The organism is Methylobacterium sp. WL7 (assembly GCF_008040085.1).
GTDB lineage: Bacteria > Pseudomonadota > Alphaproteobacteria > Rhizobiales > Beijerinckiaceae > Methylobacterium > Methylobacterium mesophilicum.
This window is the reverse complement of sequence record NZ_VRVG01000086.1, coordinates 1-23,895: the sequence shown is the minus strand read 5'-3', so window position 1 is coordinate 23,895 and position 23,895 is coordinate 1. Positions and strand designations below refer to the sequence as shown.

The following is a 23,895-nucleotide window of genomic DNA, read 5'->3' as shown; positions in this document are numbered from 1 at the left end:
CCCCCTCCCCTGCGGCCCTGCACGACCTCGCCCCTACCGGCACCCTCCGAGCGGCGATCAACCTCGGCAATCCGGTGCTCGCCCGATCCGGGGCGGACGGCCCGGCCGGCGTGTCGGTGGATCTCGCCCGGGCGCTGGCGCAGCGGCTCGGCGTGCCGGTGACGTTCGTCACGTTTCCCGGCGCGGGCGCCGTCTCGGCCTCGGCCCGGTCCGGGACCTGGGACATCTGCTTCCTGGCGATCGACCCGCAGCGCGCCGAGGGCATCGCCTTCACGGCCCCCTACGTGCTGATCGCCGGCAGCTACTTGGTGCCGGCCGCCTCGCCGATCCGGACCCTGGAGGCGGTCGACCGCGACGGAGTGCGCGTCTCGGTGGGACGCGGCAGCGCCTACGACCTGTTCCTGACCCGTGCGCTGCGCCACGCCACCCTGGTGCGGGCGCCGACTTCGGCGGAGGCGGTCACGGCCTTCGCCCGGGACGGGCTCGATGTCGCCGCCGGGGTCCACCAGCCGCTCGCCGCCTATGCGGCCGCCCACAAGGAGGTGCGGTTACTGCCGGGACATTTCATGGACATCCCGCAGGCGATGGGCCTGCCGGTCGGCCGGGACGCGGGGGCGGCCTTTCTTGCAGGTTTCCTGGCGCAGGCGAAGGCGCACGGATTCGTCGCGCGGAGCCTGGAGGCCAACGGGCAGGATCCGGGGCTGGCGGCGCCGTGAGCCGAGCCGGGTTCTCTATGCCGCTTCGATCAGCTCGATTCGCAATGCGAAGCCGGCCGAACTAGCGATGTTTACGAGCGCATCCAGCGAGAATTTATCGAGTTTCCCGCGCATCAGGTCGTTGAGGCGCGGGCGCGTAAGACCGAGCCGCGCGGCCGCGCTATCTTGCGACAACTCCCATGATTTGACCCGTTCTCGGATTGCAAGCAGCAGGTCGGCGCGTGCCGTCATGTTGGCGGCTTCGACAGGCGTGTCGGCCAGCGCCTCGAAAACGGTGTCAAAGGTTTCCGCGTTCATGCCTCGGCCTTCCAATCCTTGAGGCACTTGGTCGCGACATCGATATCGTGCTGTGAGGTCTGCTGCGTCTTCTTCTGAAACGCATGAAGGACCAACACACGATCCGGAAGCGTCGCCAAATAGATGATTCGGAATGCTCCCGAGCGGTCTCAGATCCTTATCTCCCTGACACCCGGAGCCACGGTGGTGATGGGTTTCCAATCATCCGGTTCAAAGCCCAGCTGGACAGCGCGTAATTCCACGCCGGACCTGTAGCGAATGGCGTCCGGAAAAGACTAAAGTACCTTTCGGCTATCACCCAAGAACGTGACAGGCTTCACGACGAGTCCCCGAACTGTATCGAAATCGATACACCGCTGCAAGGCATCCGGCTTGAATGCTGCAGCCGGCGGGAGCGCGCATGTCGTATCGCGTGCAACACACTCTGGTTTGCCGACGGGTTCAACCACGTCTTGTCTTGCTACGTAATTAGGGGGCGGGCAGAACATACATCCAGCCCGCCCCCTTCACACCACCAAGTTCACGATCCGCCCCGGCACCACGATCACCTTGCGCGGCGGCTTGCCCTCCAGGATCTTCTGGACTGTCTCCAGGGCCAGGGTGGCGGCCTCCACCGCCTTGGCGTCGGCGTCGCGCGGCACGGTCACGTCCGCGCGCTTCTTGCCGTTGATCTGGACCGGCAGGGTGATCTCGTCCTCGACCAGGAGCCCGGCCTCGGCCTCAGGCCAGGGGGCCTGGGCGGCGAGGCCGGGGCGGCCGAGCGTGGTCCAGCATTCCTCGGCGAGGTGCGGCATCATCGGGGCGATGAGCTGCACCAGGATGCCCGCCGCCTCCGTCGCCGCCGCGCGCGAGACCGGCCCGCGCAGCCCGTCCTCGAGGGCGTTGGCCAAGGTGTAGATGTGGGCGACGCAGCGGTTGAACCGCAGGCGCTCGATATCGTCCTGCACGGCGGCGAGCGCCCGGTGGGCGGCCTTGCGCAGGGTGAGGTCGGCGGCGCCATCCCCGCTCGCGGCCAGCGCGGCATGGGTCAGCCGCCAGACCTTCTGGACGAACCGGGCAGCGCCCTGCACGCCCTCCTCGCTCCAGATCACGTCGCGCTCGGGCGGCGAATCGGAGAGGACGAACCAGCGCGCCGTGTCGGCCCCGTAGCTCGCGATGATGTCGTCCGGGTCGACCACGTTCTTCTTGGACTTCGACATCTTCTCGATCGAACCGATCGCGATCGGCGCCTGAGTTTTCACGTGAAACGCGCGGCGCTCGCCCTCCTCGGTGGAGAAGCGGATCTCGGCGGGCGGCACCCAGGCGCCGGTCGCGTCCTTGTAGGTCTCGTGGACGACCATGCCCTGCGTGAACAGGCCGGCGAAGGGCTCGGAGACGCCGGCCCAGCCGGTCTCGCGCATCGCCCGCATGAAGAACCGGGCGTAGAGCAGGTGCAGGATCGCGTGCTCGATGCCGCCGATATACTGGTCCACCGCCAGCCAGCGATCGACCGTGGCGCGGTCGGTGGGGGCGTCGGTGAGCCAGGGCGCGGTGAAGCGCGCGTAGTACCAGGACGAATCGACGAACGTGTCCATCGTGTCGGTCTCGCGCCGGGCCGGTGCGCCGCATTGCGGGCACGGCACCGTCCGCCAGGCCTGGTCGCGCTCCAGCGGGTTGCCGGGCTGGTCGAACGAGACCTCCTCGGGCAACTTCACCGGCAGGTCCGAGACCGGCACCGGCACCGGGCCGCAGGACTCGCAGTGGATGATCGGGATCGGGCAGCCCCAGTAGCGCTGGCGCGAGACGCCCCAGTCGCGAAGGCGGAACTGGACCTTGCGCTTGGCCACGCCCTCCTGCTCGAGCCGGCGCGCCACGGCCTCGAAGGCCTCCCCGGTGGTCATGCCGTCGAGGAAGCGCGAATGGATCATCCGCCCGTCCTCGACATAGGCGGTGGTGGTGATCAGGAACGCCTCCGGGTCCTGCCCCTCGGGGCAGACCACCGGGACGTTGCCGAGCCCGTACTTGTTGGAAAAGTCGAGGTCGCGCTGGTCGTGCGCCGGGCAGCCAAACACCGCGCCGGTGCCGTAGTCCATCAGCACGAAGTTCGCGACGTAGACCGGCAGCGTCCAGGCCGGGTCGAGGGGGTGGCGGACGGTCAGGCCGGTGTCGAAGCCGAGTTTTTCAGCGGTGTCGATCGCCGCCTGGGCGGTGCCGGTGCGCCGGCATTCCTCGATGAAGGCCTGGAGATCCGGGTTGTTCGCGGCAACCGCTGCCGCCAGCGGATGGTCGGCCGCGATCGCCAGGAACCGGGCTCCGAACAGGGTGTCGGGCCGGGTGGTGTAGACCGTCACGGACTCGGCCGCACCGGCCGGGGGCCGGGCCAGGGCGAACCGGACTTCCAGCCCCTCGGAGCGGCCGATCCAGTTCTTCTGCATCAGCCGGACTTTCTCCGGCCAGCGGTCCAGCCCGTCGAGGGCTGTGAGCAGATCCTCGGCGAAGTCGGTGATCTTGAAGAACCACTGGGTCAGCTCGCGCTGCTCGACCAGGGCGCCGGAGCGCCAGCCGCGCCCGTCGATCACCTGCTCGTTGGCGAGCACGGTGTGATCGACCGGGTCCCAGTTCACCTTGGCGGTGCGCCGGGTCACCAGGCCCTTGTCCAGGAAGTCGAGGAACATCCGCTGCTGGTGCTTGTAGTAATCGGGGTCGCAGGTCGCGATCTCCCGGCTCCAGTCGAGCGACAGGCCCATGGCCTTCAGCTGGTCGCGCATCGACGCGATGTTGGCGTAGGTCCAGTCCCGCGGGTTGACCTTGCGCTCCATGGCGGCGTTCTCGGCCGGCAGGCCGAACGCGTCCCAGCCCATCGGGTGGAGCACGTTGAAGCCCCGGGCGCGCTTGTACCGGGCGACCACGTCGCCCATCGCGTAGTTGCGCACGTGGCCCATGTGGATCCGCCCCGACGGGTACGGGAACATCTCCAGCACGTAGTATTTCGGGCGCCCGTCGGCATTGTCGGTCTCGAACAGGCGTTGCTCGGCCCAGGCGGCCTGCCAGCGCGGCTCGGCATCCTTGGCGTTGTAGCGCTCGACGGGCTGGGGGGCGGTGCTGGTCATGGGTCCGGCGGGGTCAGAGGCTCGGCGGCTGATCGGGGAGAGCCGCGGCACGGTTGCGGCCCAGTAGCATATCTGCGCCGGAGCCGGTCAACGGATGCATGGGTCCGGGCTTGCGCGAGGCGCGCAACGGCATAGGTCGGCGGGGCAAGGGACCGATGTCCCATCAGGACAGGCACGCGATGGACGACGCGATCACCGGGCAGACCGCTCCCGCCACAGACGGGATGGGGCAGCCCACCGCCAAGCTCCCGGTCGGCGAAGCCGATGTCGCCGCCGGCCTGGCCGAGGTGCGGGCCGCCATCGCGCAGGCGGCCGAGGATTCGGAGCGCGACCCCGCGGAGGTCCGGCTGGTGGCCGTCTCCAAGACCGTGCCGGCGGAGGGCATCGTCCCGGCGCTCGAGGCGGGGCACCGGGTGTTCGGGGAGAACTACGTCCAGGAATCCGTCGCGAAGTGGCCGGACCTGCGCGCCCGCTACCCGGATGTCGAGCTGCACCTCGTCGGCCCGTTGCAATCCAACAAGGCCCGCGAGGCGGTGGCCCTGTTCGACGTGATCCACGCCCTCGACCGGCTGTCGCTCGCGGCGGCGCTCGCCAAGGAAATCAACCGCGCGGGTCGGACCCCGACGCTGCTGATCCAGGTCAACACCGGCGCGGAACCGCAGAAGGCCGGGGTCCTCCCGGATCAGCTCGCCACGCTGCTGGCCGAGTGCCGCGACACCCACGGGCTCGCGATCCAGGGCCTGATGTGCATCCCGCCCGCGGAGGACCCGCCCTCGGCCCATTTCGCCCTGCTCGCCCGCCTGGCGCGGGATCACAACCTGCCGATCCTCTCGATGGGCATGAGCGCGGATTTTCCGGCGGCGATCCAGCAAGGCGCCACCCATGTCCGCGTCGGGACCGCCATCTTCGGGGCCAGGACCCGGAAGGCGTGAGCCTCACCCGATCCGCAGACGCGTGCGCGGGCCGAGGCGCCCGAGCAGGCGCAGCAGGTCCGCCCGGGCCAGGGCGACGCAGCCCTCGGTGGGGCGGTAGCCGTCCCGGGCGATGTGCAGGAAGATCGCGGAGCCCCGCCCCTTCCGGATCGGCGCGCGGTTGTAGTCGAGGTCGATCACCACGTCGTAGAGCCCGTCGTCGCGCCACATCGCTTCGGCGCTGACGCCCGGGGCCGGCAGGCGGATCGGCCGGTTGTAGCGGCGGTCCCGGCGGTCGTCGCACCAGCCGTCCCCCGGCCGGGTCGCCCGCAGGGGCAGCGCCGTGCGCGGGCGCGGGCCGAGATGGTCCGGCCGGTACGCGCCGCCCCGCAGGCGGAAGCGTCCGCGCGGCGAGCCGCCGTCGCCCTCGCGCTTGTCGGACACGATGCCGCCCGCCCCGAGGGCGCAGGGGATCACCGCCGGGCCGACCAGGAGCTGGCCCCGGCAGCGGTCGCCGACCAGTGCGCGAACCCGGATCTCACTCACGGTCATGCGGACCGATCCGGGCCGCTCGCGCCGATGTCCCCGCACAACACCCCTCCCCTGCCGGCCGCACGCGCCCCGGTCCGGCCGCGGCGGCGTGGCGCCCGGGGCGGACCGGCGGGGGTTATGCCCGGTATCCAATACCGAAACCGTGAAAAATTGCGCACAAGGCAATGTCCGGCCACAAACGAAGCCCTATCCTTGCGGCGGAACCCAGGCCGTCGAAGCCGGGATTCGGGAGCGAATCAGCCCACCGCCCTGCGACGGGGGGACCGAACGCCCCTGGATTCCAGCGCGCCGGCCCCGCTTTCCTGGAGCCGGCCGTGTTGTCACGCGACGGGCGGCGTGCTCCAGATCCTTGTCATCGCGCGCTGTCCCCGGACGCCGGGTCTCCCGGTCCCGCAGCGTGCTCCAGGGCCCCGGACGATGTCGAATGTCTATCGCCTGCTGATCTGTGACGACGACGCGATCCTGCGCGACACGCTCACCGAGCAGCTCGACCTCTGCGAAGAATTCACCGTGGTCACCGAGGCGAACGCCGCGGACGCGGTCCGGCGGGTCGCGGCCGAGCGCATCGACCTCGCCGTGATGGATGTCGGCCTGCCCGACCTCGACGGACGCGAGGCCGTGCGCCGGATGCGGGCCGGCGGCTTCCGCGGCCCGGTGATCATGCTGACGGCGCAGGACTCGGAGGCGGACCACGTCGAGGGCCTTGAGGCGGGCGCCAACGACTACGTCACCAAGCCGTTCAAGTTCGGCATCCTGCTCGCCCGGATCCGCGCGCATCTGCGCAGCCACGAGGCGTCCGAGGACGCGGTGTTCCAGATCGGCCCGTACACGTTCCGGCCCGGCGCCAAGCTGCTGGTCGGCGAGCGCGGCTCGAAGCTCAAGCTGACCGAGAAGGAGACCGCGATCCTGCGCTTCCTGTACCGGGCCGGTCGGGCGGTCGTGAACCGCGACACGCTGCTGGCCGAGGTCTGGGGCTACAACGCCCACGTCACCACGCACACGCTGGAGACGCATATCTACCGGCTGCGCCAGAAGATCGAGCCGAACCCCGCCACCGCGGCGATCCTCGTCACCGAAGGCGGCGGCTACAAGCTGCTGCCCTGATCGGCTCGTTGCGCGTCACGGCCAGAACCGAGAGCCAAGCGCGATTGCAACGCGATCGGGAAGGGCTTTAGGGATTTGCGTGTAGGCGGGGCGCAGGCTCGTTTGCACGCAGGCGGTGAGGCGGTTCCTTGGGGCTCGACGACGACATCGCGATCCTCGCCGACGCGCCGCTGTTCGGCTTCCTCGACCGGGACGCGCTGCGCCTGCTGACCTTCGCGGCCGAGCGGCGCGAATTGGCGGACGGCGACCTGCTGTTCGCCCGCGGCGACCCGGCCGACGGCGGCTTCGTGGTGATGTCCGGTACGATCCGGCTCAGCCCCCGGGTGGCGGACGCCGAGCCGGTGCGCGCCGGGCGCTCGGCGCTGATCGGGCAGCTCGCCCTGTTCGTGCGCGGCACCCGACCGACCGAGGCCCGGGCCGAAGGCGCCGCCGAGGTCATGCGCATCACCCCCACGCTGATGCGGCGCGTGCTGGAGGAATTCCCCGCAGCCGCGCAATCCGTCTACGACACCCTGGCGATCGACCTCGTGGACCTCGTGACCGATCTCGACCGGGTGCGGGTGCTGCTGGAGGATTGATCCGGGCGGATTGCGCCGGCTCCCCGGGTGACAGCCCCGGTGCCCGCGAGTAAGCACGGGCTCCCGCAAACCTACTCCCGCCAAGAGCATCGAACCGCCATGTCCACCTCCGACCTCGCCAAGACCATCGAGACGGCCTGGGAAGAGCGGGCCGGCATCTCGACCTCGACCCAGGGCGCCGTCCGCGAGGCCGTCGAGGAGGCGTTGAACCTGCTCGATTCCGGCAAGGCCCGGGTCGCCGAGAAGAGCGGCAACCACGATTGGGTCGTCAACCAGTGGCTGAAGAAGGCGGTGCTGCTGTCCTTTCGGCTCAACGACATGGCGGCGATCGACGGCGGCCCCGGCGGCGCGCCGTGGTGGGACAAGGTCTCGTCCAAGTTCGCGGGCTGGGGCGAGGCGGAGTTCCGCGCCGCGGGCTTGCGTGCCGTGCCGGGCTGCTTCGTGCGCCGCGGCTCCTACATTGCGCCGGGCGCCGTGCTGATGCCGAGCTTCGTCAACCTAGGCGCCTATGTCGGCGAAGGCACCATGGTCGACACCTGGGTGACGATCGGCTCCTGCGCGCAGGTGGGGAAGAACTGCCACATCTCCGGCGGCGCCGGCATCGCCGGCGTGCTCGAGCCGCTCCAGGCCAACCCGGTGATCATCGAGGACGATTGCTTCATCGGCGCCCGCGCCGAGGTGGCCGAGGGCGTCATCGTCGGCCAGGGCAGCGTGCTGTCCATGGGCGTCTATATCGGCGCCTCGACCAAGATCGTCGATCGCAGCACCGGCGAGGTGATGTACGGCCGCGTGCCGCCCTACTCCGTGGTGGTCTCGGGCACGATGCCCGGCAAGGCGCTGCCGGACGGCACCCCCGGCCCCGGCCTGTATTGCGCCGTGATCGTCAAGCGGGTCGATGCCGGCACCCGCTCCAAGACCGCCATCAACGAGCTGCTGCGCACCTGATTCTTTTGTGACTTGGGGGCGGCTTGGTGACGACGACGCGGAACCTGGAGCTGATCGTAGCGGGCCGGCCGGTGCCGACCCCGTGCGACGTGATCGGCACGGGGCGCGACGCGCTGCTGCTGCCGGCACTGTCGACGATCTCGGACCGGGCCGAGATGCGCGATCTCGCCCGCGCCCTCGGCTCGGAGTACCGCTGCCTGGTGCCCGACTGGCCGGGCTTCGGCGCTCGGCCGCGGAGCCGCCTGCCCCTCGGTCCGGACACCCTGCACGCGTTCCTGGACGCGCTGCTCAGCGCCGCCCCCGGCCCCTACGCGATCGGGATCGCCGCCGGGCACGCCGCCGGCTATCTGGTCGCGGCGGCGCGCAGGCACCCCCAGGCCTTCGAGCGTCTGGTGCTGGTGGCGCCGACTTGGCGTGGGCCGCTGCCCACCGCGATGCCGAGCCGGGCGCACTGGTTCCCGCGGATCCGCCGGGCCGTCGAGGCGCCGGTTTTGGGCGAGGCGCTCTACCGGCTCAACATCAGCCCGCCGATCATCGGCCGGATGATGCGCGCCCACGTCTACGCGGACGCGGCCCACGTCACGCCGGCGCTGATCCGCGCCAAGCATGCCGTCACCCGGCAGCGCAACGGTCGCTTCGGCACCGCCGCCTTCGTCACCGGCGGCCTCGACCCGGTGGCCGACCGCGCCGCCTTCCTCGACCTGTTCGGGGACGGCCTGCCCCCGACCCTGGTGCTGCGGCCGGACAACGCCCCGCGCCGCTCCGGGGCCGAGATGGACGCGCTGATCGCCCACGGCCGGGTCGCCGGCACGGCGATCCCCGGAGCGCTCAGCCCGCACGAGGAGTTTCCCACGGCGGTCGCGGCGGCGTTCCGAGAAAATTAGCCGGCCAAATCATGGTTTCGAAGGGTCCCAGACCTTTCGCGGGTCCAGGGCGGAGCCCTGGTGCGTCAGGGGCTCAGCCCTTCGGAAACCCATGTTCGGCCGGCATCGTGATGACGCCGCGATGGTAGGGGAAGCGGGCGCGCTGGAGCGGATCGGGCCCGGTGAAGATCAGCCGCGTCCGGAACGACACCGGGCTGACGCAGATCAGGTAGCCCCGCAGGGCCTTGTCGCCCGGGACGAACAGGGCCGTCGTCAGGTACCGCTCCTCGGCCCGGACCCAACCGGGGATGGGCAGGCCCCAGCGCCGGGCGAGATGCTCCCCGGCCCCGCCCAGGAACGCATCCGCCTCCGGCCGCCCCAGCAGTCCGGGCTCGTCGGCCACGAATGCGGACTGCCGGGCGACGTCGCCGTCGGCCGCGTAGAAGGCGTCGAGGAAGTCGCGCAGGTGATGCTCCCAGTCGCCGTCACCGCGCGCGCGCTCGACCACCGCGGCCAGGGAACGCGGCCTCATGACGTCCCCGCGAAGACGGCCGAGAAACGACTGCGGGCCTCCGATGATGGGTCCTCGCCGTAGATCGCGCGGTACAGCTGTACCAGGGCATCCACATCACGCAGGTCCAAGTAAGCGGCCAGGGCACGGGCGTCATTCAGGTCACGATCGCCGCGATCCAGGCTCTGCAGGGCATGGAGTTTCATCGCCAAGAGGTAGGCGGGCTTGGCCACGACCGTTCGAAGTCCCGGCGTCCCATCAGCGGGGAAGGTGCCGGACAGGGCGAAGAGCGTCTCATCCTCGTCGAGCGGCGTGAACATCCCGACGGCATCGTTGAGCCAATCCGGCTCCAGCCCCATCCGCGCGGCGACCCGGGCCACCGAAGGTGCCAGGGCCGCCTCGTCGTAGCCGGGCCGCACGACCGCATCGACATCCTCGGTGCCACGCCGCCAGGCGAATTGCAGCATCAGCGCGCCGCCACCGTAGACGGCGATCTCGACGAACCGGCCGTACTCGGCGAGGTCGGCACCGAGTGCCTCGAAAGCCTCGAGGAGGCGGGCGCGGTCGAGCGGCTGAGCCATGGGGTCTGAAGGCCGGAGCGGGGGGTGCAGGGTTCGCGCGGACGCGGGCCCGGGTCAACCGCCCCGGCCGCTCGCCGAACCGCCGGGTTCGCCCCTGGACAGAATGAGAGCCCTGTGTGCGGACTGAACCGTCCCGCCAAGTCGTTCGTTTGTCTGCGGGACCGCCCCGCCTCCGCTCTCGCCCCTTCGCCGACACCGCCACGGATCCGATGCGCCGCACCCTGACCTTGCCGATCCTCGCTCTGCTGGCGGCCGCGACCTCGGTGCGCGCCGAGGATATGCCCCAGCCAGCCCCGGCGAACCCGCCGGCGGCGCCGTCGCTCGGGGCCGACACGCTCAAGCCCGGCAAGCCGGCGGTGAAGCCCTATCTCGCCGAGACCGCGGTTCCCGATGCCGTCCAGATCCTGCCTGCGCCGCCGGCCCATGACGCGCCGCTCGACAAGGCCGACCGGGCGGCCTTCAACAGCACCCGCGCCCTGAAGGGCAGCGCCCGCTGGGAAATCGCCGCGAACGACGTGTCGGAGGGGGCCTCCGCGGTCCTCGACAACTTCGCCTGCGTGCTCGGCACTCGCATCGACCAGACCCGGGTGCCGGCGGTGATGAATCTCCTCGAGCGCACGCGGCTCGACCTCGCCCGGGCGACCCGCGGCCCGAAGGTCCATTACCGGCGGCTGCGGCCGTTCGTGGGCAACGAGGCGCCGATCTGCGTCCAGCGGACCCAGGCGCTCACCGACAGCTTCAGCTACCCATCCGGCCACGCCACGCAGGGCTGGGCCTACGCGCTGATCCTGGCCTCCCTGGTGCCCGAGAAGGCGACCGCGATCCTGGCGCGCGGCCGGGCCTACGGCGAGAGCCGGGTCGTGTGCGGGGTGCACTGGCTGAGCGACGTGGCGGCCGGGCGGATCACCGGCTCCTCGGTCCTCGCCACGCTGATGGGCGATCCGGGCTTCCGGGCCGACCTGGACAAGGCGCGGGCCGAGCTCCGGGGCGCCCTGTCCGGCGGCGGCGCGGCCCCCGACCAAGCCACCTGCACCCGCGAGGCCGACGCCCTGCGGGAGCCGCCGCTGGAGTTCTGAGACTCGAACGATTCCAGATTTGAACACCTCTAAGTGTGTGATTTGCAACACGTTTTCGGGTTGATCGATTGCCCGTGGCTGGATGATCTTGGGGTTGAAGCGCCGACGCGTGGCGCATCCCAGGATCTATCATGCCGCTGCGTTCCGCCCGCCTCGGGCTTCTGCTCACCGCCACCGCCCTGACGCAGGGCGTCCTCGTCCCGCACGCCGCCGCGCAGGGCGCAGACGTGCAGCTCAACGAGATTTCCGTGGAGGCCACCCGCCCCGCCGCGGCGTTTCCGGCCGGGGCCGGCTTCGGCGGCGCCAACGTGAGCGGCGGCGACGGCGACAGCGCGGCCACCAGCGGCGGGGGCGGCGGCCCCTCCGGCGTCACCGGCTACGTCGCCCGCGTGAGCCCGACCGCGACCAAGACCAACACGCCGCTGATCGAGACCCCGCAATCGGTCTCGGTGGTCACCCGCGAGCAGCTCAACGACCGCAACGTGCAGGACCTGGCCCAGGCGATCGCCTACACGCCGGGGGTGTCGAGCAGCGTGTTCGGCTTCGATCCGCGCTACGACGCCTTCTACATCCGCGGCTTCAGTGCGACCTACAACGGCATCTTCCGCGACGGCCTGCGCCTGAACGCCGTCGGCCTGACCATCCCGCGCAGCGAGCCCTACGGGCTGGAGGCGGTCACCATCCTGCGGGGGCCGGCCTCGGGCCTCTACGGCCTCGGCTCGCCCGGCGGTATCGTCGATTCCATCTCGAAGCGCCCGGTCTTCGTGCCCTTCGGCGAGGTGCAGTTCCAGGCCGGAAACTACGACCGCTTCCAGGGCAACTTCGACATCGGCGGCCCGGTGGAGGGCACCGACGGGACGCTGGCCTATCGCGTGACCGGGGTGAAGCGCCAGTCCAACACCTACCTGCCGGGCGGGGACGACGACCGCACTTTCATCGCCCCGTCCTTCACGTGGCGGCCGGATTCCGACACCAGCTTCACGTTCCTCAGCGAGTACTTCGAATCCCGCCTGCCCGGCACCTCGTTCTTCTTCAACGACCCCGGCTTCCGGGTGACGAACTTCTACTCCGGCGACCCGGCGTTCAACCAGTACAAGCAGCAGCAGTACCGCATCGGCTACGCCTTCGAGCACACGTTCTCGCCGGACCTGATCGTCCGCCAGAATGTCCGCTTTTACGACGTCCGGGCCGACTACGACTACACGTCGATCACGGGCCTGAACCCTGCCCGGACCCTGGGTTCACGCACCGCGGGCGCCTATCTCGACACGCTGAGCCAGATCTCCGTGGACACCCAGCTCGAAGGCCACGTCACCACCGGGCCGATCCAGCACACCCTGATCGGAGGCGTCGACTACGCCCATTACGACTACACGCGCGCCTTCGGCTTCGGGGCCGCGCCGGCTCTCAACCTGTTGACGCTGAACTACGGCCAGCAGGTCATCGCCCGGCCGCGCATCACGAACTTCCAGAGCCAGGCGCAGGACCAGATCGGCGTCTACCTGCAGGAGCAGGCCAAGCTCGGACGCTTCATCCTGACGCTCACCGGGCGGCACGACTGGGTGTTCCAGAACACCGCCGACCAGACCGCCGGCACGGTCGCCAACCAGGCCGACCGTGCCTTCTCGGGCCGGGTCGGCCTGAACTACCTGCTCACCGATACCCTGGTGCCGTACGCCAGCTACGCGACGACGTTCACACCCCAGGTCGGCATCGACGTGAACGGAAACCCGTTCCGGGCCGCGACCGGCGACCAGATCGAGGCCGGCGTGAAGGCGGCGATCCCCAACACCAACATCACCGGCTCGTTTGCCGGCTTCGATATCGTCCAGTCCTCGCTCCTGCGCCAGGATCCCAACAACATCGCCAACGTCGTCGCCAGCGGCTCGGTCGAGTCAAAGGGATTCGAGGCCGAGATGACCGCCAATTTCGCGCCGGGGACCAACCTGACGCTGGCCTATACCCATCTCGATTTCCGGTTCCTGCGACAGACCTCGCTGGTCACCGGCCAGCCGATCGACGGCAACACCCTCTCGGGTATCCCGGGCGACAGCTTCAGCGTCTTCGGGACCTACCTGTTCCCGCCGGGCTCGATGCTCTCCGGCCTGCAGCTCGGCGGCGGTATCCGCTACGCCGGCACGAGCTTCGCCGACGACGAGAACACCGTCCGCAACCCGACCGTGACCCTGTTCGACGCCCTGGTCGCCTACGACTTCGCGGCGCTCGATCCGAAGTACAAAGGTTTTCGCGCGCAGATCAACGCGTTCAACATCTTCGACCGCAGCTACACGAACTGCCAGGCGGGCTTCTGCTATCGCGGAGCCCCCGCGACGGTGATCGGCAGCCTGATCTATCGCTGGTAGCGGCTCCCGCGGGGGCAGGGGAGCATGGCAGGTCCCCGTCCCCGGCACTGGAGGTCGATGCGGCTCCTGTCCTAAGGCCGGAGCCTCGTCCTCCCACCCGGGCCGCCCATGCTCTCGACCCTGCTGGTCGTGCTGCCGATCTTCGCGCTGATCTTCGCCGGCTGGCTGGCCCGGCGGATCGGCGTGCTCGGCACTGCCGCGACCACCGAACTCAACCGGTTCGTGGTGTTCCTGGCCCTGCCGGCCCTGCTGTTCGACGTGACCGCGCACGCGCATTGGAGCGCGATATGGAAGCCCGGCTTCATCGGCGCCTTCGGGTTGAGCAGCCTGGCTGTGTTCGGCGTGACGGTGCTGATCCGGCGGGGGGAGGGGCGTCCGCTCTCGGACGCCGCCGTGGACGGGCTCAACGCCGGCTATCCCAACACCGGCTTCATGGGCTTCCCCCTGGGGCTCGTCGCCTTCGGCCCGGAGGCGCTGGCGCCCACCACCGTGGCGGCGATCCTCACGGTCTGCGGGGTGTTTGCGGTGGCGATCGTGCTGATCGAGACCGGCCTGCGGCGGGAGACGGGCGACGGCGGCGCGGGGGGAGCCGGCGTCCCGGTCTGGCGCACGGTCGGGCGGTCGCTGGTCCGCAACCCGCTCCTTGTGGCGCCGGCGCTGGGCGCCCTGGTGCCGACCGCCGGCCTCACCCTGCCGGCGTCGGCCGAGACCTTCCTGAAGCTCCTCGGCGGCGCGGCCTCGCCCTGCGCCCTGGTGGCGCTCGGCCTGTTCCTGGCCCAGAAGCGCCGGCCCGGCGGCGCGCAGACCCGGGCGGCCGCCCTGCTGGTCGGCCTCAAGCTCGCCGGGCAGCCGCTGTTGGCCTACGGGCTCGGCCGCTTCCTGTTCGACCTGCCGCCGCTGCTGCTGCACGTCGCGGTGCTGATGGCGGCCCTCCCCACCGGCACCGGCCCGTTCATGCTGGCGGAATTCTACCGCCGGGAGGCCGACCTGACCGCCCGGGTGGTGCTGGTCTCGACGATCCTGTCGATCGTCACGGTGTCGGGCTATCTGGCAACGGTCTGAAACCCTTCGACCACGCTCCCGCCGCAGAGGAATCGTAACGGTTGCCGCGTAGCCTCATGGCGCGGCCCTCCCGGTCCGGGCTAAGAGGGGCGGCGACGAAGCGGGGCGGAACGGCGACGTGATGGTGCGTTCGGAAGTATCGGTTGCGGGCCGGATCGGCCGCCTCGCCTGCGTCGCCGGCCTGGCGCTGAGCCTGTCGGCCTGCTTCCGTCCCCTGTACGGGCCGACCGCCTCCGGCGAGACCGTGCAGGCGCTGCTGGCCGCCGTGCAGGTCGACGACGTGGCGATGGCGCAAGGCCAGGAGCGGCTCGGGCATTACCTGCGCAGCGAACTGGTGTTCGAGCTCGACGGGTCGGGCCAGCCGTCGAGCAAGCGCTATCGGCTGAAGCTCTCGGGCTCCGAGATCGTGCAGACCCCGATCGTCTCCTCCACCACCGGCCGCGCCGAGGCCGGCACGCTGGTCGCCAACATCAAGTACAGCCTGGAGGACATGGCCGGCGCCAAGGTCTACACCGAGGGCGTGGCGACCTCGACCGCGACCTACGACCGCTCGGTCCAGCGCTTCGCCAGCCAGCGGGCGGCGCGCGACGCCGAGATCCGCCTGGCCAGCGTGCTGGCGGACCAGATCAAGACCCGCCTCGCGGCCGTGCTGTCGACCAAGCCGTGAGCCGGCTTTGACGGCCGTCAAGGCGGGCGAGATCGAGGGGCTGATCCGGCGCGGGCCCGACCCGCGTATCCCGGTGATCCTGGTCTACGGGCCCGATACCGGCCTGGTCACCGAGCGCGCCCGCAAGCTCGCCGAGGATTTCGTCACCGACCCCGGCGATCCCTTCGCGCTGGTGCGGATCGACGGCGACACCCTCGCCTCCGACCCGGGCCGGCTGTGCGACGAGGCCGGCACGATGGGCCTGTTCGGGGGCCGCCGGTCGATCTGGGTCCGGCCCGGCAGCCGCAACTACGCGCCCGCGGTCGAGGCAGTTCTGGCCGCCGAGATCGCCGACGCGCGCGTCGTCGTGGAGGGCGGCGACCTCGCCAAGAACAACCCGATGCGCGTCCTCTGCGAGCGCTCGGCCCGGGCGCTGGCGATCCCCTGTTACGCCGACGACGAGCGCACGCTCGCCGACCTGATCGACCGCACCCTCCAGGAGCGCGGCCTGCGGATCGACCGGGCCGCCCGGGAGGTCCTGGTCCGCAGCCTCGGCGGCGACCGGCGGGCGAGCCTGATGGAGATCGAGAAGCTGGCGCTCTACGCGGCCGGGGAGGGCACCGTGACCCTCGACCATGTCGAGGCGGTCACCAGCGACGTCGCCGCCAGCGTGCTCAACACCCTGATCGATGCCGCCTTCGACGGGCGCCGCGAGGCGGTGGAGCGCGATTACCGGCGCTTCCGGCACGAGGGGCTGGATCCCGGCGTGGTGCTGGGCTCGGCCCTCCGGCACGCCCTGACCCTGCTGGCGACCCGCCTCGACAATCCGGACAAGACCCCGGCCCTGATGGCTGCGGCCTGGCGGGGCCTGCATTTCAAGCGCAAGGCCAGCATCGAGGGCCAGCTCGCCACCTGGCCGGCCGGCACCCTCCGGCAGGCCGCCAAGGCCCTGCAGGAGGCCGTCCTGGCCTGCCGGCGGGCCGAGCCGGAACTGGCCCACGCTCTGGCCTCCGCGGCCCTGCTGCGGGTGGCGGAGGCGGGGGCGCGGCGGCGGCGTTAGAGCATCGTGTCAGCCTCGCTTCCGAGGAAGCGAAACGGCCTGCATCGATCCCACCCACACCCTCATCCTGAGAGGCTGTGAGTCTTTCGATCGATCGCCCTTCGATTTCCCATGCACCCGACGCCTTAGCAGCGCCAGATTGGCCTATGCCCCCAGCACGAGCCGCGGGCCCCCTCTCCCGTGCGGGAGAGGGGGCGTGTCGCGCTCCGTCATCGACCTGGGCCCAAACCTTCGGGGGAACGTCCCATCTGGGATCGCAGGCCCGGATGAACCTCCCGAGGAATGCAGCAGCGTCATCGTCTGTCGCGAGCGATAAATCGAAAGACTCACAGCCTCTGAGGTGCTGCGGAGCAGCCTCGAAGGAGCCCTCCAGCCAGCCATGCGATCCCTGGAAGCCTCCTTCGAGGCCTCCGCTGCGCTCCGGCGCCTCAGGATGAGGGAGATGATTCGGATGCGCGTCGCTGTGCGGCCGGGCGCTGGACGAACCCCGGCAACCGCCGTCAGCCTTCCTCCGGCTCCGACACCTTGAACCGGTTGAGCAGGCCTTCCAGCTCGTCCTGCGTCTCGTAGCGGATGCGGATCTCACCGGATTCCGCGTCCTTGGGCTTGTAGGTCACTTCGACGCCCAGGGCCCGGCGGATCCGCAATTCCAGGTCGCGCACCGGGGCAGGGCGCTCGGCGGAGAGCCGCGGGCGGCCGGGGCGGGGCGTGTCGGGCTTCGCGGCCTCGGCGGCCTCCGACGCCGCCACGGCCTCGACCTCGCGCACCGACAGGCCCTCGGCCACGACCCGGCGGGCCAGCCCCTCGGGATCGCGCACAGCCAGGAGCGCCCGGGCATGGCCGGCGGTGAGTTCCCCGGCGGTGACCCGGTCCTGCACGGAAGGCGGCAGGTTGAGCAGCCGCAGGGTGTTGGCGAGGTGGCTGCGGCTCTTGCCGAGGATCTCGGCCAACTCCTTCTGGGTATAGGCGAAATCCTGCATCAGGCGCTCGTAGCCCGAGGCCTCCTCGATCGGGTTGAGGTCGGCCCGCTGGACGTTCTCCAGGATGGCGAATTCCAGCGAGGCGCGGTCGTCGATCTCGACGATCACCACCGGCACCTCGTCGAGGCCGCCCTTCTGGGCCGCGCGCCAGCGCCGCTCGCCGGCCACGATCTCGAACGCCCCCGGCACGTCGCCGAGCGGCCGGACCACGATCGGCTGGATGATGCCGCGCTGGCTGATCGAGGTCGCGAGTTCGGCGAGCTCCGCCTCGCCGAAGCTGCGGCGGGGGTTGCGCGGGTTCGGGCGCAGGAATTCCACCGGAACCTTGCGCTGCGGCTCGATCTTTCCGTCGAGCTTGGCCGTCTGTCCGGCGTCGCCGAAATCGCCGATCAGCGCCGCGAGCCCGCGCCCGAGACGGGGTCGTGCCCCCTCCTCCGCCATCCTTGTCACCCGTGTCACGCTCCGCACTCGACCCCCGGCTTCTGGGGATCACACAATCAGGCCGCCGCCGGCACCCGGCCTTCACGCTGGATCACCTCGGAGGCGAGGCGCAGATACGCTTGGCTGCCGGCACATTTCAAATCGTAGAGCAAAGCCGGCTTGCCGTGGGACGGCGCCTCGGAGATGCGGACGTTCCGGGGGATCACGGTCTCGTAGACCTTGTCGCCCATGAAGCCGCGCACATCCGCCACCACCTGGGCGGAGAGGTTGTTGCGCGGGTCGAACATCGTCAGCACGATGCCCTGGATGGTCAGCTTCGGGTTCAGGGCGCCCCGGACCTGCTCGACCGTGCGCAGCAGCTGGCTCAGGCCCTCCAGGGCGAAGAACTCGCATTGCAGCGGCACCAGCACCGCGTCGGCGGCAGCCAGCGCGTTGATGGTCAGCAGGTTGAGCGAGGGCGGGCAATCGATCAGCACGTAGCTGATCCGCTCCAGACCCTTGGCGTGGGCGATGTCCTTGAGCACGCCGCGCAGCCGGTGCGCCCGGTCGGGCAGGGTCGCCAGCTCCATCTCCAGGCCGAGCAGATCCATGGTGGAGGGCGCGATCGACAGCCGCGGCACCGCCGTGGGGATCACCGCCTCGGCCAGCGTCGCCTCGCCGATCATGACGTCATAGGTCGAGACGTGACGGCGCGCCCGGTCGATGCCCAGCCCCGTGGAGGCGTTGCCCTGCGGATCGAGGTCGAGCACCAGCACGTCCTCGCCGATCGCCGCCAGGGCCGTGCCGAGGTTGATCGCCGTCGTGGTCTTGCCGACGCCGCCCTTCTGGTTGGCCAGCGCCAGGATCCGCAGGGGATGTCTCACGGACGGTCTTTCGGCAGGGGTCAAGACGGGATCGCGGGAAGGATCCATGGACCGGTCGGCGGAGTCGCCGAGGATCGCTTCGGTCATCGATGGCTCGGGGCGGCGAGGGCAGTGACGCGCACGATCCGGGCTTCGGAATCAGTCCGGCTCGGCACGAGGTCGTTAACGACTCTCCACTGCGCGGCGGCCTGGGTCAATTCAGCTTGCACGTCGCGCCCTTTCGGAAACAGGCCGGTGGTGCCCGTTTTCAACAGCGGCTCGGTCCAGGCGAGGAGCTGCGTCATCGGTGCGAGCGCGCGGGCGCAGACGATGTCGACGCCCTGGTAGTCGCCGATCACCGCCTCGATCCGGGCGTTGCGGACTCGGGCCGGCGCCCCGGTGAGGCGGGCGGTCTCGGTGAGGAAGGCGCATTTGCGCGCGTTGCTCTCGACCAGATCGACCTGGATGCCGCGCTCGCGGCCGGCGATGGCGAGGATCAGGCCCGGGATGCCGGCGCCGGAACCGAGATCGAGCCAGGTCCGGGCCTCGGGGGCGAGGTCGAGGAGTTGCAGCGCGTCGTCGATATGGCGGCTCCAGACCTCCGCCAGGGTGGCCGGGCCGACGAGGTTCTTGATCGGCTGCCAGCGCCGGAGCTGGGTGACGTAAAGGTCCAGCAGCGCGGCTGTTTCACGTGAAACACCGGAGGCCGCCAGGATTCGGGCACGGTCCGGATCGCTCATGACGCGCGCCGGCCAGCATCCGGGGCGGCCCGCCTGGCATGGGCCGCCAGGAGGGTGAGGGCGGCCGGCGTCACGCCCTCGATCCGCGCCGCCTGGCCGAGGGTGCCCGGCCGGACGGTTTCGAGCTTGACCCGCATCTCGTTCGAGAGGCCGCTGATCCCGGCATAGTCGAGGGAGGCCGGCAGACGCACGGCCTCGTCGCGCCGGAAGGCTGCGATGTCGGCGTTCTGCCGGTCGAGATAGACCGCGTAGGTGGCGTCGGTCTTGAGCCGGTCGGCCACCCGCGGGGACGTCTCGGCCAGTTCCGGCCAGATCGCGGCAACCTGCCCCCAGGCGATCTCGGGATAAGCCAACAGCTGGAATGCGCTCCGGCGGATGCCGTCGCGGTTCAGCACGATCCCGTGGGTCGCCGCCTGGCTTGGGGTGAGGCTGACGGCATCGAGCCGGCCGCGCGCCTCTTGAAGCTCTGTCCGAGAAGCCGAGAAATGATCGGCCCGGTGCCGGCCGACGCAGCCCAGCGCGAGGCCGCGCGGCGTCAGGCGCTCGTCGGCATTGTCGACCCGCAGGGAGAGCCGGTATTCCGAGCGCGAGGTGAACATTCGGTACGGCTCGCTGACCCCATGGGTGACGAGGTCGTCGATCATCACCCCGAGATAGGATTCGGCCCGGTCGAAGGTCGCGGGGTCGAGGCCGCCGGCGAACCGGGCGGCGTTGAGCCCGGCGACCAGCCCCTGGCCGGCCGCCTCCTCGTAACCGGTGGTGCCGTTGATCTGGCCGGCCAGGAACAGGCCGGGCAGGCGCTTGACCTGCAACCCGGCGTCGAGCTCGCGCGGATCGACGTAATCGTACTCGATGGCGTAGCCCGGCCGCAGGATCGTGGCGCGCTCCAGCCCCGGGATCAGCCGGATGAGGTCATGCTGCACCGCCTCGGGCAGGGCCGTGGAGATGCCGTTGGGATAAATGGTCGGGTCGTCCAGCCCCTCAGGCTCCAGAAAAATCTGGTGCCCCTCCCGGTCGCCGAAGCGCACGACCTTGTCCTCGATCGACGGGCAGTAGCGCGGGCCGCGGCTGGCGATGCCGCCGGAATACATCGGCGAGCGGTGCAGGTTGGCCCGGATCAGGTCGTGGACTGCCTGGGTGGTCCGGGTGATGCCGCAGCGGATCTGCGGCGTGGTGATCTTTTCCGTGAGCGTCGAGAACGGCACCGGGTCGGCATCCGCGTCCTGCATCTCCAGACCGGACCAGTCGATGGTGCGTCCGTCGAGGCGGGGCGGGGTGCCGGTCTTGAGCCGCCCGAGACGCAGGCCGAGCCGGTCGAGGGTCTGGGCCAGCCCGATCGCCGGCGCCTCGCCGGCCCGGCCGGCCGGGATCTGGCGCTCGCCGATATGGATCAACCCGCGCAGGAACGTGCCGGTGGTGAGCACCACGGCGGCGCAGGCGATCGTCCGGCCGTCGGCCAGCACGAGGCCGGAGAGCCGGCCCTCCGGATCGAGGACGAGATCCTCGCAGGCGCCCGCCACCACGGTGAGGCCGTCGGTTTCGGCGACGGCCGCCTGCATGGCGGCGGCGTAGAGCTTGCGGTCGGCCTGGGTGCGGGGCCCGCGCACGGCCGGGCCCTTGCGGCGGTTGAGCAGGCGGAACTGGATGCCGGCCGCATCCGCGACCCGGCCCATCAGGCCGTCGAGGGCATCGACCTCGCGGACGAGATGACCCTTGCCGAGCCCTCCGATGGCGGGATTGCACGACATGGCCCCGATCGTGGCGGGGTCGTGGGTGACCAGGGCGGTGCGGGCGCCGCAGCGCGCGGAGGCGGCGGCCGCCTCGACGCCGGCATGGCCGCCGCCGACGACCACGACGTCGAACCGGTCGGATGATGTGGTGAGCATGCGGGTGATTACGCGGGCGCGGCCGGAACGGTCAACGCATCCGGCCGCGGGACCCTTGGATCGAACCAGGGAATCGACGCGCTCGACGGCTGTGTCCCACGCATGGCGGGGCAGGGGGCCATGAACAGGGCGCAGTATTCGATGCAGTCCCGATGAGCGCAGTACGATTTCTTGCCGCCGGAGCTTCGGAAATTCTAGACGGCGCGCAGACAGACAAGCTCTCGCGCACGCTTGCCAGTGCTTTCGCGTCGTGTCAGCCTGCCAACGAGATGAAATCCTGAACGGACAACGACGTCCGACAGGCCCCGGGACCGGGACTGTTTCGCAGCGTCGGCGGGCGGCGCGCGATGAGGAGGGATTGCGATGTCGTCGCTGACCATCGGCCTGGGTGCCGCCTGCTGCGCGGCCGGCGCCGCCGCCCACTTCCTCGATCACACCCACCGCAAGGAAGGCCTGTTCGGCCTGGCGGCCTTCGGGCTGCTGCTGACTGGGATGTTCCTCAGCCGGTCATAGGCGGGCGTGGCGGTCGAAATCGGGGGTCACCTGTTCCCTGCCCGCATCCCGAGGCGCGACCTCATCCAACGCGAGCCGGGCCCGGACGCCTCATCCCCTCCCTGGATGAGAGCGAGGACGGGAGATGCCGACCGGGCCTCCGCTCACCCGGTCATGGCCGCGGCGGTGTAGCCGGCCTTGGTGAGGGCGTCGGCGATCACCAGGGCCTGGGCGTCGGTGCGGATCGCGACACGCCCGGATTCCCGGTCCACCTCGACCTCGGCTCCCGGGTCGATCCGGTTGACCGTGCGGGTCACCGCGGCGGCGCAGCCGTCGCAGGTCATGCCCTCCACCTGCATCAGCAGGTCGGCGCGTGTCTCGTCCATCCGGGCCTCCATCAACCGTGTCACCGGCATCCCTGTGACGGGCCATGTCGGAGCGCGGCGCAGCCGGCGCAAGACGCCTCAGAATTGAGCGGGCATGCGGAACGCGTAGTCGACCTTCAGGCCGAACTGGAACTGGTCGGGGTTGCCGAACGGCCGGCGCACCAGCGGGCTGTCGCCGGACGCGCCCAGGATCCGGGCGTAGCCGGCATAGGCCGTGTAGGCCCAAGTCTCGCTCTGGGTGTAGGTCACGGCGCCGAGCACGCCGGCCGAGTAGAAGCCGCCGGGATTGTACGGGGTCACGCGGCCGTTGAGCGCGGCCTCGGCCGGCGACACGCCGAAATACTTCCGGGCGTAGCTGGCATCGCCGACGTTGAGGCGCGGGCCGATCGAGAACAGGAACGCACCCTTGGGCATCAGGTAGTCGGCGGCCAACGAGCCGACCGTGCCGTGATGCCCGTACACGCCCTGGCGGATTTCCACGCGGGTGCGGATGGACGGAGAGGGGTAGAACTCGGCGAACACGCCGGGCTCCAGGGCGATCCGCGCATCCCGGAATCCGAACAGGTGGCGCCGGTCGTCGCCGTAATAGCGGCCGGGCACGATCCGGGCGGTCGGGCCGATCCGGAACACCGGATCGTCGTAGAACGAGACGCTGAAGCCGTCATCCGGGGTCGAGAAGCGGCGCGGCTCGCCGGCCTTGCGGATGTCGATCGAGGGATAGCCGACCGCGGTGTAGTCCGAGGCGCCGGGATAGCGCGGGATCGCCTGGAGCGAGGCGCTGATCGTGACGATCCAGGTGCTCGGATCGACGGCGCCCGGGTCGAGCTGCGTGAAGACCGGCCCGCGGCGCGCGGGCGCCGCCTCAAGATCTGCCGCGCGGGTCGGGGCGGCGGCGAGGACCAGAACGAGGGCGCCGACGGACGAGCCGACACGGCGGAGAGAACGGGGCATCGGAACGCACTTCGGAACGCTTGAAGACACTGTGGCCATAGCCGCGCTTTATGGCGCCTTTTCTTTCCATCCACATGAGCGCCCCGCGCAATCGTCTTCCGATCACTCGCAAACCGCCCGGCCGTGACGATTCCGCAACGTTCCGGCTGGCTCCGGCACCACACCGGGCGGAATTCGCGTCCGCTCGCCTTGCCGCCGCGGCCGCACGGCGACAAAGATCATCGAATCGGTCTTCGCCCGCCGAATCATCCCGGGACTTCCCCCGGCGGCCGGTGCGTGACCCGGGTAGGTGTTTTTGAAGATGGTCCCGGTCCTCGGCCGGTACGCGGGGCTGTTGGCGGCCGGGCTCCTGGCGCTCGTCGTGCTCGGGCCGCTGGCGGTGTTCGCGCCGCTCATGAGCGCCCTGGCGCTCGGTGCGCTCGCCGCCGTGGCGGCCGGCCTCGCCCAGGCGCGTACCGCCGCCCTGAAGGCGCGCTGCGAGAAGCTGTCCGGCGAAGTCGATCTGCTGTCCCGGCGGCTGCTGAAGGCCGAGACCGCCGTCGTGCCGCCGCGGCCGGGCGACGCCGCGCTGCGGGCCGAGGTCGAGGAGTTGACCGTGGAACTCGGGCTCCTCAGCGGCATCGTCCGCGACCTGACCACCGTGGTCGGCACACAGGATGCCGAGATCGCCGGCCTCAAGGCCCGGCCCGAGCCGCGCCTGGAGCCACCGCCAGCCGCGCTGCCGCCGGCCGAGCCGGAGCGCATCCCGGCGCCCCCCGAGGCCGAGCCTGAGGCCGCAATTCCCACGCGCCCGCCGCGGGCGGCCCAGCCCCTTGCCCAGCCC

General features: G+C 70.7%; 23 protein-coding genes and 2 pseudogenes. 13 read left to right on the top strand and 12 right to left on the bottom strand.

Translation table 11 applies throughout. The features are described from left to right. Positions 1–17: 17 nt before the first annotated feature. Positions 18–716: an ABC transporter substrate-binding protein gene (locus FV233_RS19690; RefSeq protein ID WP_210247811.1), complete on the top strand. Its 699-nt coding sequence runs from the start codon at positions 18–20 to the stop codon at positions 714–716. 15 nt (positions 717–731) lie between these two features. On the opposite strand, the gene FV233_RS19685 is transcribed toward FV233_RS19690, so the two are convergent. The 3 genes and pseudogenes from FV233_RS19685 to leuS all read right to left on the bottom strand — a co-directional run bounded on the left by FV233_RS19685 (position 732) and on the right by leuS (position 4,102). After that, a complete protein-coding gene (locus tag FV233_RS19685; protein WP_147856101.1) occupies positions 732–1,013 on the bottom strand; it encodes an XRE family transcriptional regulator in 282 nt (93 codons plus the stop codon). After that, positions 1,010–1,273 (bottom strand): annotated as a pseudogene (locus FV233_RS19680) (type II toxin-antitoxin system RelE/ParE family toxin). The gene FV233_RS19685 and the pseudogene FV233_RS19680 overlap by 4 nt, the downstream one beginning before the upstream one ends. Positions 1,274–1,519: 246 nt before the next feature. After that, positions 1,520–4,102, bottom strand: a complete 2,583-nt coding sequence (gene leuS, locus FV233_RS19675; protein WP_147856100.1) for a leucine--tRNA ligase — start codon at positions 4,100–4,102, stop codon at positions 1,520–1,522. A 179-nt stretch (positions 4,103–4,281) separates the two neighbouring features. Between leuS and FV233_RS19670 the strand changes: the two genes are divergently transcribed. After that, positions 4,282–5,034 carry a YggS family pyridoxal phosphate-dependent enzyme gene (locus FV233_RS19670; RefSeq protein WP_147856099.1) on the top strand — a complete coding sequence of 251 codons (753 nt, stop codon included), beginning with the start codon at positions 4,282–4,284 and terminating at the stop codon, positions 5,032–5,034. Between the two features lie 3 nt (positions 5,035–5,037). Here FV233_RS19670 and FV233_RS19665 read toward each other — a convergent pair whose 3' ends face one another. Further along, entirely contained in the window at positions 5,038–5,565 is a 528-nt protein-coding gene (locus FV233_RS19665) for a L,D-transpeptidase family protein (RefSeq protein WP_147898502.1), read from the bottom strand. A gap of 417 nt (positions 5,566–5,982) precedes the next feature. Here FV233_RS19665 and FV233_RS19660 point away from each other — a divergent pair, with 417 nt between their 5' ends. The 4 genes from FV233_RS19660 to FV233_RS19645 all read left to right on the top strand — a co-directional run bounded on the left by FV233_RS19660 (position 5,983) and on the right by FV233_RS19645 (position 9,076). After that, positions 5,983–6,669, top strand: a complete 687-nt coding sequence (locus tag FV233_RS19660) for a response regulator transcription factor (RefSeq protein WP_147855949.1) — start codon at positions 5,983–5,985, stop codon at positions 6,667–6,669. 128 nt (positions 6,670–6,797) lie between these two features. Beyond that, entirely contained in the window at positions 6,798–7,247 is a 450-nt protein-coding gene (locus FV233_RS19655; RefSeq protein WP_147855950.1) for a Crp/Fnr family transcriptional regulator, read from the top strand. Positions 7,248–7,346: 99 nt separating this feature from the next. Next, positions 7,347–8,192 (top strand): 2,3,4,5-tetrahydropyridine-2,6-dicarboxylate N-succinyltransferase, encoded by an 846-nt coding sequence (gene dapD, locus FV233_RS19650; protein WP_147855951.1) that lies wholly within the window; start codon positions 7,347–7,349, stop codon positions 8,190–8,192. Positions 8,193–8,215: 23 nt separating this feature from the next. Continuing rightward, positions 8,216–9,076, top strand: coding sequence for an alpha/beta hydrolase (locus FV233_RS19645; RefSeq protein WP_147855952.1), 861 nt, complete (start codon positions 8,216–8,218; stop codon positions 9,074–9,076). Between the two features lie 73 nt (positions 9,077–9,149). On the opposite strand, the gene FV233_RS19640 is transcribed toward FV233_RS19645, so the two are convergent. Both FV233_RS19640 and FV233_RS19635 read right to left on the bottom strand, forming a co-directional pair. Beyond that, complete coding sequence (locus tag FV233_RS19640) at positions 9,150–9,587, bottom strand: hypothetical protein (protein ID WP_147855953.1); 438 nt, start codon at positions 9,585–9,587, stop codon at positions 9,150–9,152. After that, on the bottom strand, positions 9,584–10,147 hold the full coding sequence (locus FV233_RS19635) for a hypothetical protein (protein WP_147855954.1): 564 nt from the start codon (positions 10,145–10,147) through the stop codon (positions 9,584–9,586). Before FV233_RS19635 ends, FV233_RS19640 begins: the two co-directional genes overlap by 4 nt. 209 nt (positions 10,148–10,356) lie before the next feature. Between FV233_RS19635 and FV233_RS19630 the strand changes: the two genes are divergently transcribed. From FV233_RS19630 to holA, 5 genes are all read left to right on the top strand, one after another. Continuing rightward, on the top strand, positions 10,357–11,223 hold the full coding sequence (locus tag FV233_RS19630) for a phosphatase PAP2 family protein (protein WP_147855955.1): 867 nt from the start codon (positions 10,357–10,359) through the stop codon (positions 11,221–11,223). 131 nt (positions 11,224–11,354) lie between these two features. Next, positions 11,355–13,586: a TonB-dependent siderophore receptor gene (locus FV233_RS19625; protein ID WP_147898501.1), complete on the top strand. Its 2,232-nt coding sequence runs from the start codon at positions 11,355–11,357 to the stop codon at positions 13,584–13,586. A gap of 108 nt (positions 13,587–13,694) precedes the next feature. Next, complete coding sequence (locus tag FV233_RS19620; RefSeq protein ID WP_147898500.1) at positions 13,695–14,648, top strand: AEC family transporter; 954 nt, start codon at positions 13,695–13,697, stop codon at positions 14,646–14,648. 121 nt (positions 14,649–14,769) lie between these two features. Further along, on the top strand, positions 14,770–15,315 hold the full coding sequence (lptE, locus tag FV233_RS19615; RefSeq protein ID WP_147857199.1) for an LPS assembly lipoprotein LptE: 546 nt from the start codon (positions 14,770–14,772) through the stop codon (positions 15,313–15,315). Positions 15,316–15,322: 7 nt separating this feature from the next. Next, positions 15,323–16,354, top strand: a complete 1,032-nt coding sequence (gene holA / locus FV233_RS19610; RefSeq protein ID WP_147857198.1) for a DNA polymerase III subunit delta — start codon at positions 15,323–15,325, stop codon at positions 16,352–16,354. A gap of 500 nt (positions 16,355–16,854) precedes the next feature. On the opposite strand, the gene FV233_RS19600 is transcribed toward holA, so the two are convergent. The 4 genes from FV233_RS19600 to mnmG are packed head-to-tail and all read right to left on the bottom strand — an operon-like array spanning position 16,855 to position 21,243. Further along, a complete protein-coding gene (locus FV233_RS19600; RefSeq protein ID WP_147898499.1) occupies positions 16,855–17,775 on the bottom strand; it encodes a ParB/RepB/Spo0J family partition protein in 921 nt (306 codons plus the stop codon). Positions 17,776–17,831: 56 nt separating this feature from the next. After that, positions 17,832–18,686, bottom strand: coding sequence for a ParA family protein (locus FV233_RS19595; protein WP_147856585.1), 855 nt, complete (start codon positions 18,684–18,686; stop codon positions 17,832–17,834). Positions 18,687–18,721: 35 nt separating this feature from the next. Further along, positions 18,722–19,357 (bottom strand): 16S rRNA (guanine(527)-N(7))-methyltransferase RsmG, encoded by a 636-nt coding sequence (rsmG, locus tag FV233_RS19590; RefSeq protein WP_147856582.1) that lies wholly within the window; start codon positions 19,355–19,357, stop codon positions 18,722–18,724. Further along, on the bottom strand, positions 19,354–21,243 hold the full coding sequence (gene mnmG, locus FV233_RS19585) for a tRNA uridine-5-carboxymethylaminomethyl(34) synthesis enzyme MnmG (protein WP_147898498.1): 1,890 nt from the start codon (positions 21,241–21,243) through the stop codon (positions 19,354–19,356). Before mnmG ends, rsmG begins: the two co-directional genes overlap by 4 nt. Before the next feature lie 363 nt (positions 21,244–21,606). On the opposite strand from mnmG, the gene FV233_RS30450 reads away from it, so the two are divergent. Beyond that, positions 21,607–21,756: a hypothetical protein gene (locus tag FV233_RS30450; RefSeq protein ID WP_187193489.1), complete on the top strand. Its 150-nt coding sequence runs from the start codon at positions 21,607–21,609 to the stop codon at positions 21,754–21,756. 143 nt (positions 21,757–21,899) lie between these two features. On the opposite strand, the gene FV233_RS19580 is transcribed toward FV233_RS30450, so the two are convergent. Continuing rightward, complete coding sequence (locus FV233_RS19580; RefSeq protein WP_147898497.1) at positions 21,900–22,121, bottom strand: heavy-metal-associated domain-containing protein; 222 nt, start codon at positions 22,119–22,121, stop codon at positions 21,900–21,902. Positions 22,122–22,199: 78 nt separating this feature from the next. Further along, positions 22,200–23,072 (bottom strand): MipA/OmpV family protein, encoded by an 873-nt coding sequence (locus FV233_RS19575; RefSeq protein WP_147898496.1) that lies wholly within the window; start codon positions 23,070–23,072, stop codon positions 22,200–22,202. A gap of 301 nt (positions 23,073–23,373) precedes the next feature. Between FV233_RS19575 and FV233_RS19570 the strand changes: the two are divergent. Then, positions 23,374–23,895: pseudogene (locus FV233_RS19570) on the top strand (diguanylate phosphodiesterase); the annotation flags it as partial.

What these genes read in the sequence shown, in the direction of transcription:
- FV233_RS19670 (WP_147856099.1), top strand. Translation starts at nt 4,282, where the DNA reads ATGGACGACGCGATCACCGGGCAGACCGCTCCCGCCACAGACGGGATG.
- FV233_RS19580 (WP_147898497.1), bottom strand. Translation starts at nt 22,121, where the DNA reads ATGGACGAGACACGCGCCGACCTGCTGATGCAGGTGGAGGGCATGACC.
- FV233_RS19660 (WP_147855949.1), top strand. Translation starts at nt 5,983, where the DNA reads ATGTCGAATGTCTATCGCCTGCTGATCTGTGACGACGACGCGATCCTG.
- FV233_RS19625 (WP_147898501.1), top strand. Translation starts at nt 11,355, where the DNA reads ATGCCGCTGCGTTCCGCCCGCCTCGGGCTTCTGCTCACCGCCACCGCC.
- FV233_RS19600 (WP_147898499.1), bottom strand. Translation starts at nt 17,775, where the DNA reads ATGGCGGAGGAGGGGGCACGACCCCGTCTCGGGCGCGGGCTCGCGGCG.
- FV233_RS30450 (WP_187193489.1), top strand. Translation starts at nt 21,607, where the DNA reads ATGTCGTCGCTGACCATCGGCCTGGGTGCCGCCTGCTGCGCGGCCGGC.
- leuS (WP_147856100.1), bottom strand. Translation starts at nt 4,102, where the DNA reads ATGACCAGCACCGCCCCCCAGCCCGTCGAGCGCTACAACGCCAAGGAT.
- mnmG (WP_147898498.1), bottom strand. Translation starts at nt 21,243, where the DNA reads ATGCTCACCACATCATCCGACCGGTTCGACGTCGTGGTCGTCGGCGGC.
- FV233_RS19635 (WP_147855954.1), bottom strand. Translation starts at nt 10,147, where the DNA reads ATGGCTCAGCCGCTCGACCGCGCCCGCCTCCTCGAGGCTTTCGAGGCA.
- FV233_RS19575 (WP_147898496.1), bottom strand. Translation starts at nt 23,072, where the DNA reads ATGCCCCGTTCTCTCCGCCGTGTCGGCTCGTCCGTCGGCGCCCTCGTT.
- FV233_RS19595 (WP_147856585.1), bottom strand. Translation starts at nt 18,686, where the DNA reads ATGGATCCTTCCCGCGATCCCGTCTTGACCCCTGCCGAAAGACCGTCC.
- FV233_RS19685 (WP_147856101.1), bottom strand. Translation starts at nt 1,013, where the DNA reads ATGAACGCGGAAACCTTTGACACCGTTTTCGAGGCGCTGGCCGACACG.
- FV233_RS19665 (WP_147898502.1), bottom strand. Translation starts at nt 5,565, where the DNA reads ATGACCGTGAGTGAGATCCGGGTTCGCGCACTGGTCGGCGACCGCTGC.
- FV233_RS19620 (WP_147898500.1), top strand. Translation starts at nt 13,695, where the DNA reads ATGCTCTCGACCCTGCTGGTCGTGCTGCCGATCTTCGCGCTGATCTTC.
- dapD (WP_147855951.1), top strand. Translation starts at nt 7,347, where the DNA reads ATGTCCACCTCCGACCTCGCCAAGACCATCGAGACGGCCTGGGAAGAG.
- lptE (WP_147857199.1), top strand. Translation starts at nt 14,770, where the DNA reads ATGGTGCGTTCGGAAGTATCGGTTGCGGGCCGGATCGGCCGCCTCGCC.
- rsmG (WP_147856582.1), bottom strand. Translation starts at nt 19,357, where the DNA reads ATGAGCGATCCGGACCGTGCCCGAATCCTGGCGGCCTCCGGTGTTTCA.
- FV233_RS19640 (WP_147855953.1), bottom strand. Translation starts at nt 9,587, where the DNA reads ATGAGGCCGCGTTCCCTGGCCGCGGTGGTCGAGCGCGCGCGCGGTGAC.
- FV233_RS19630 (WP_147855955.1), top strand. Translation starts at nt 10,357, where the DNA reads ATGCGCCGCACCCTGACCTTGCCGATCCTCGCTCTGCTGGCGGCCGCG.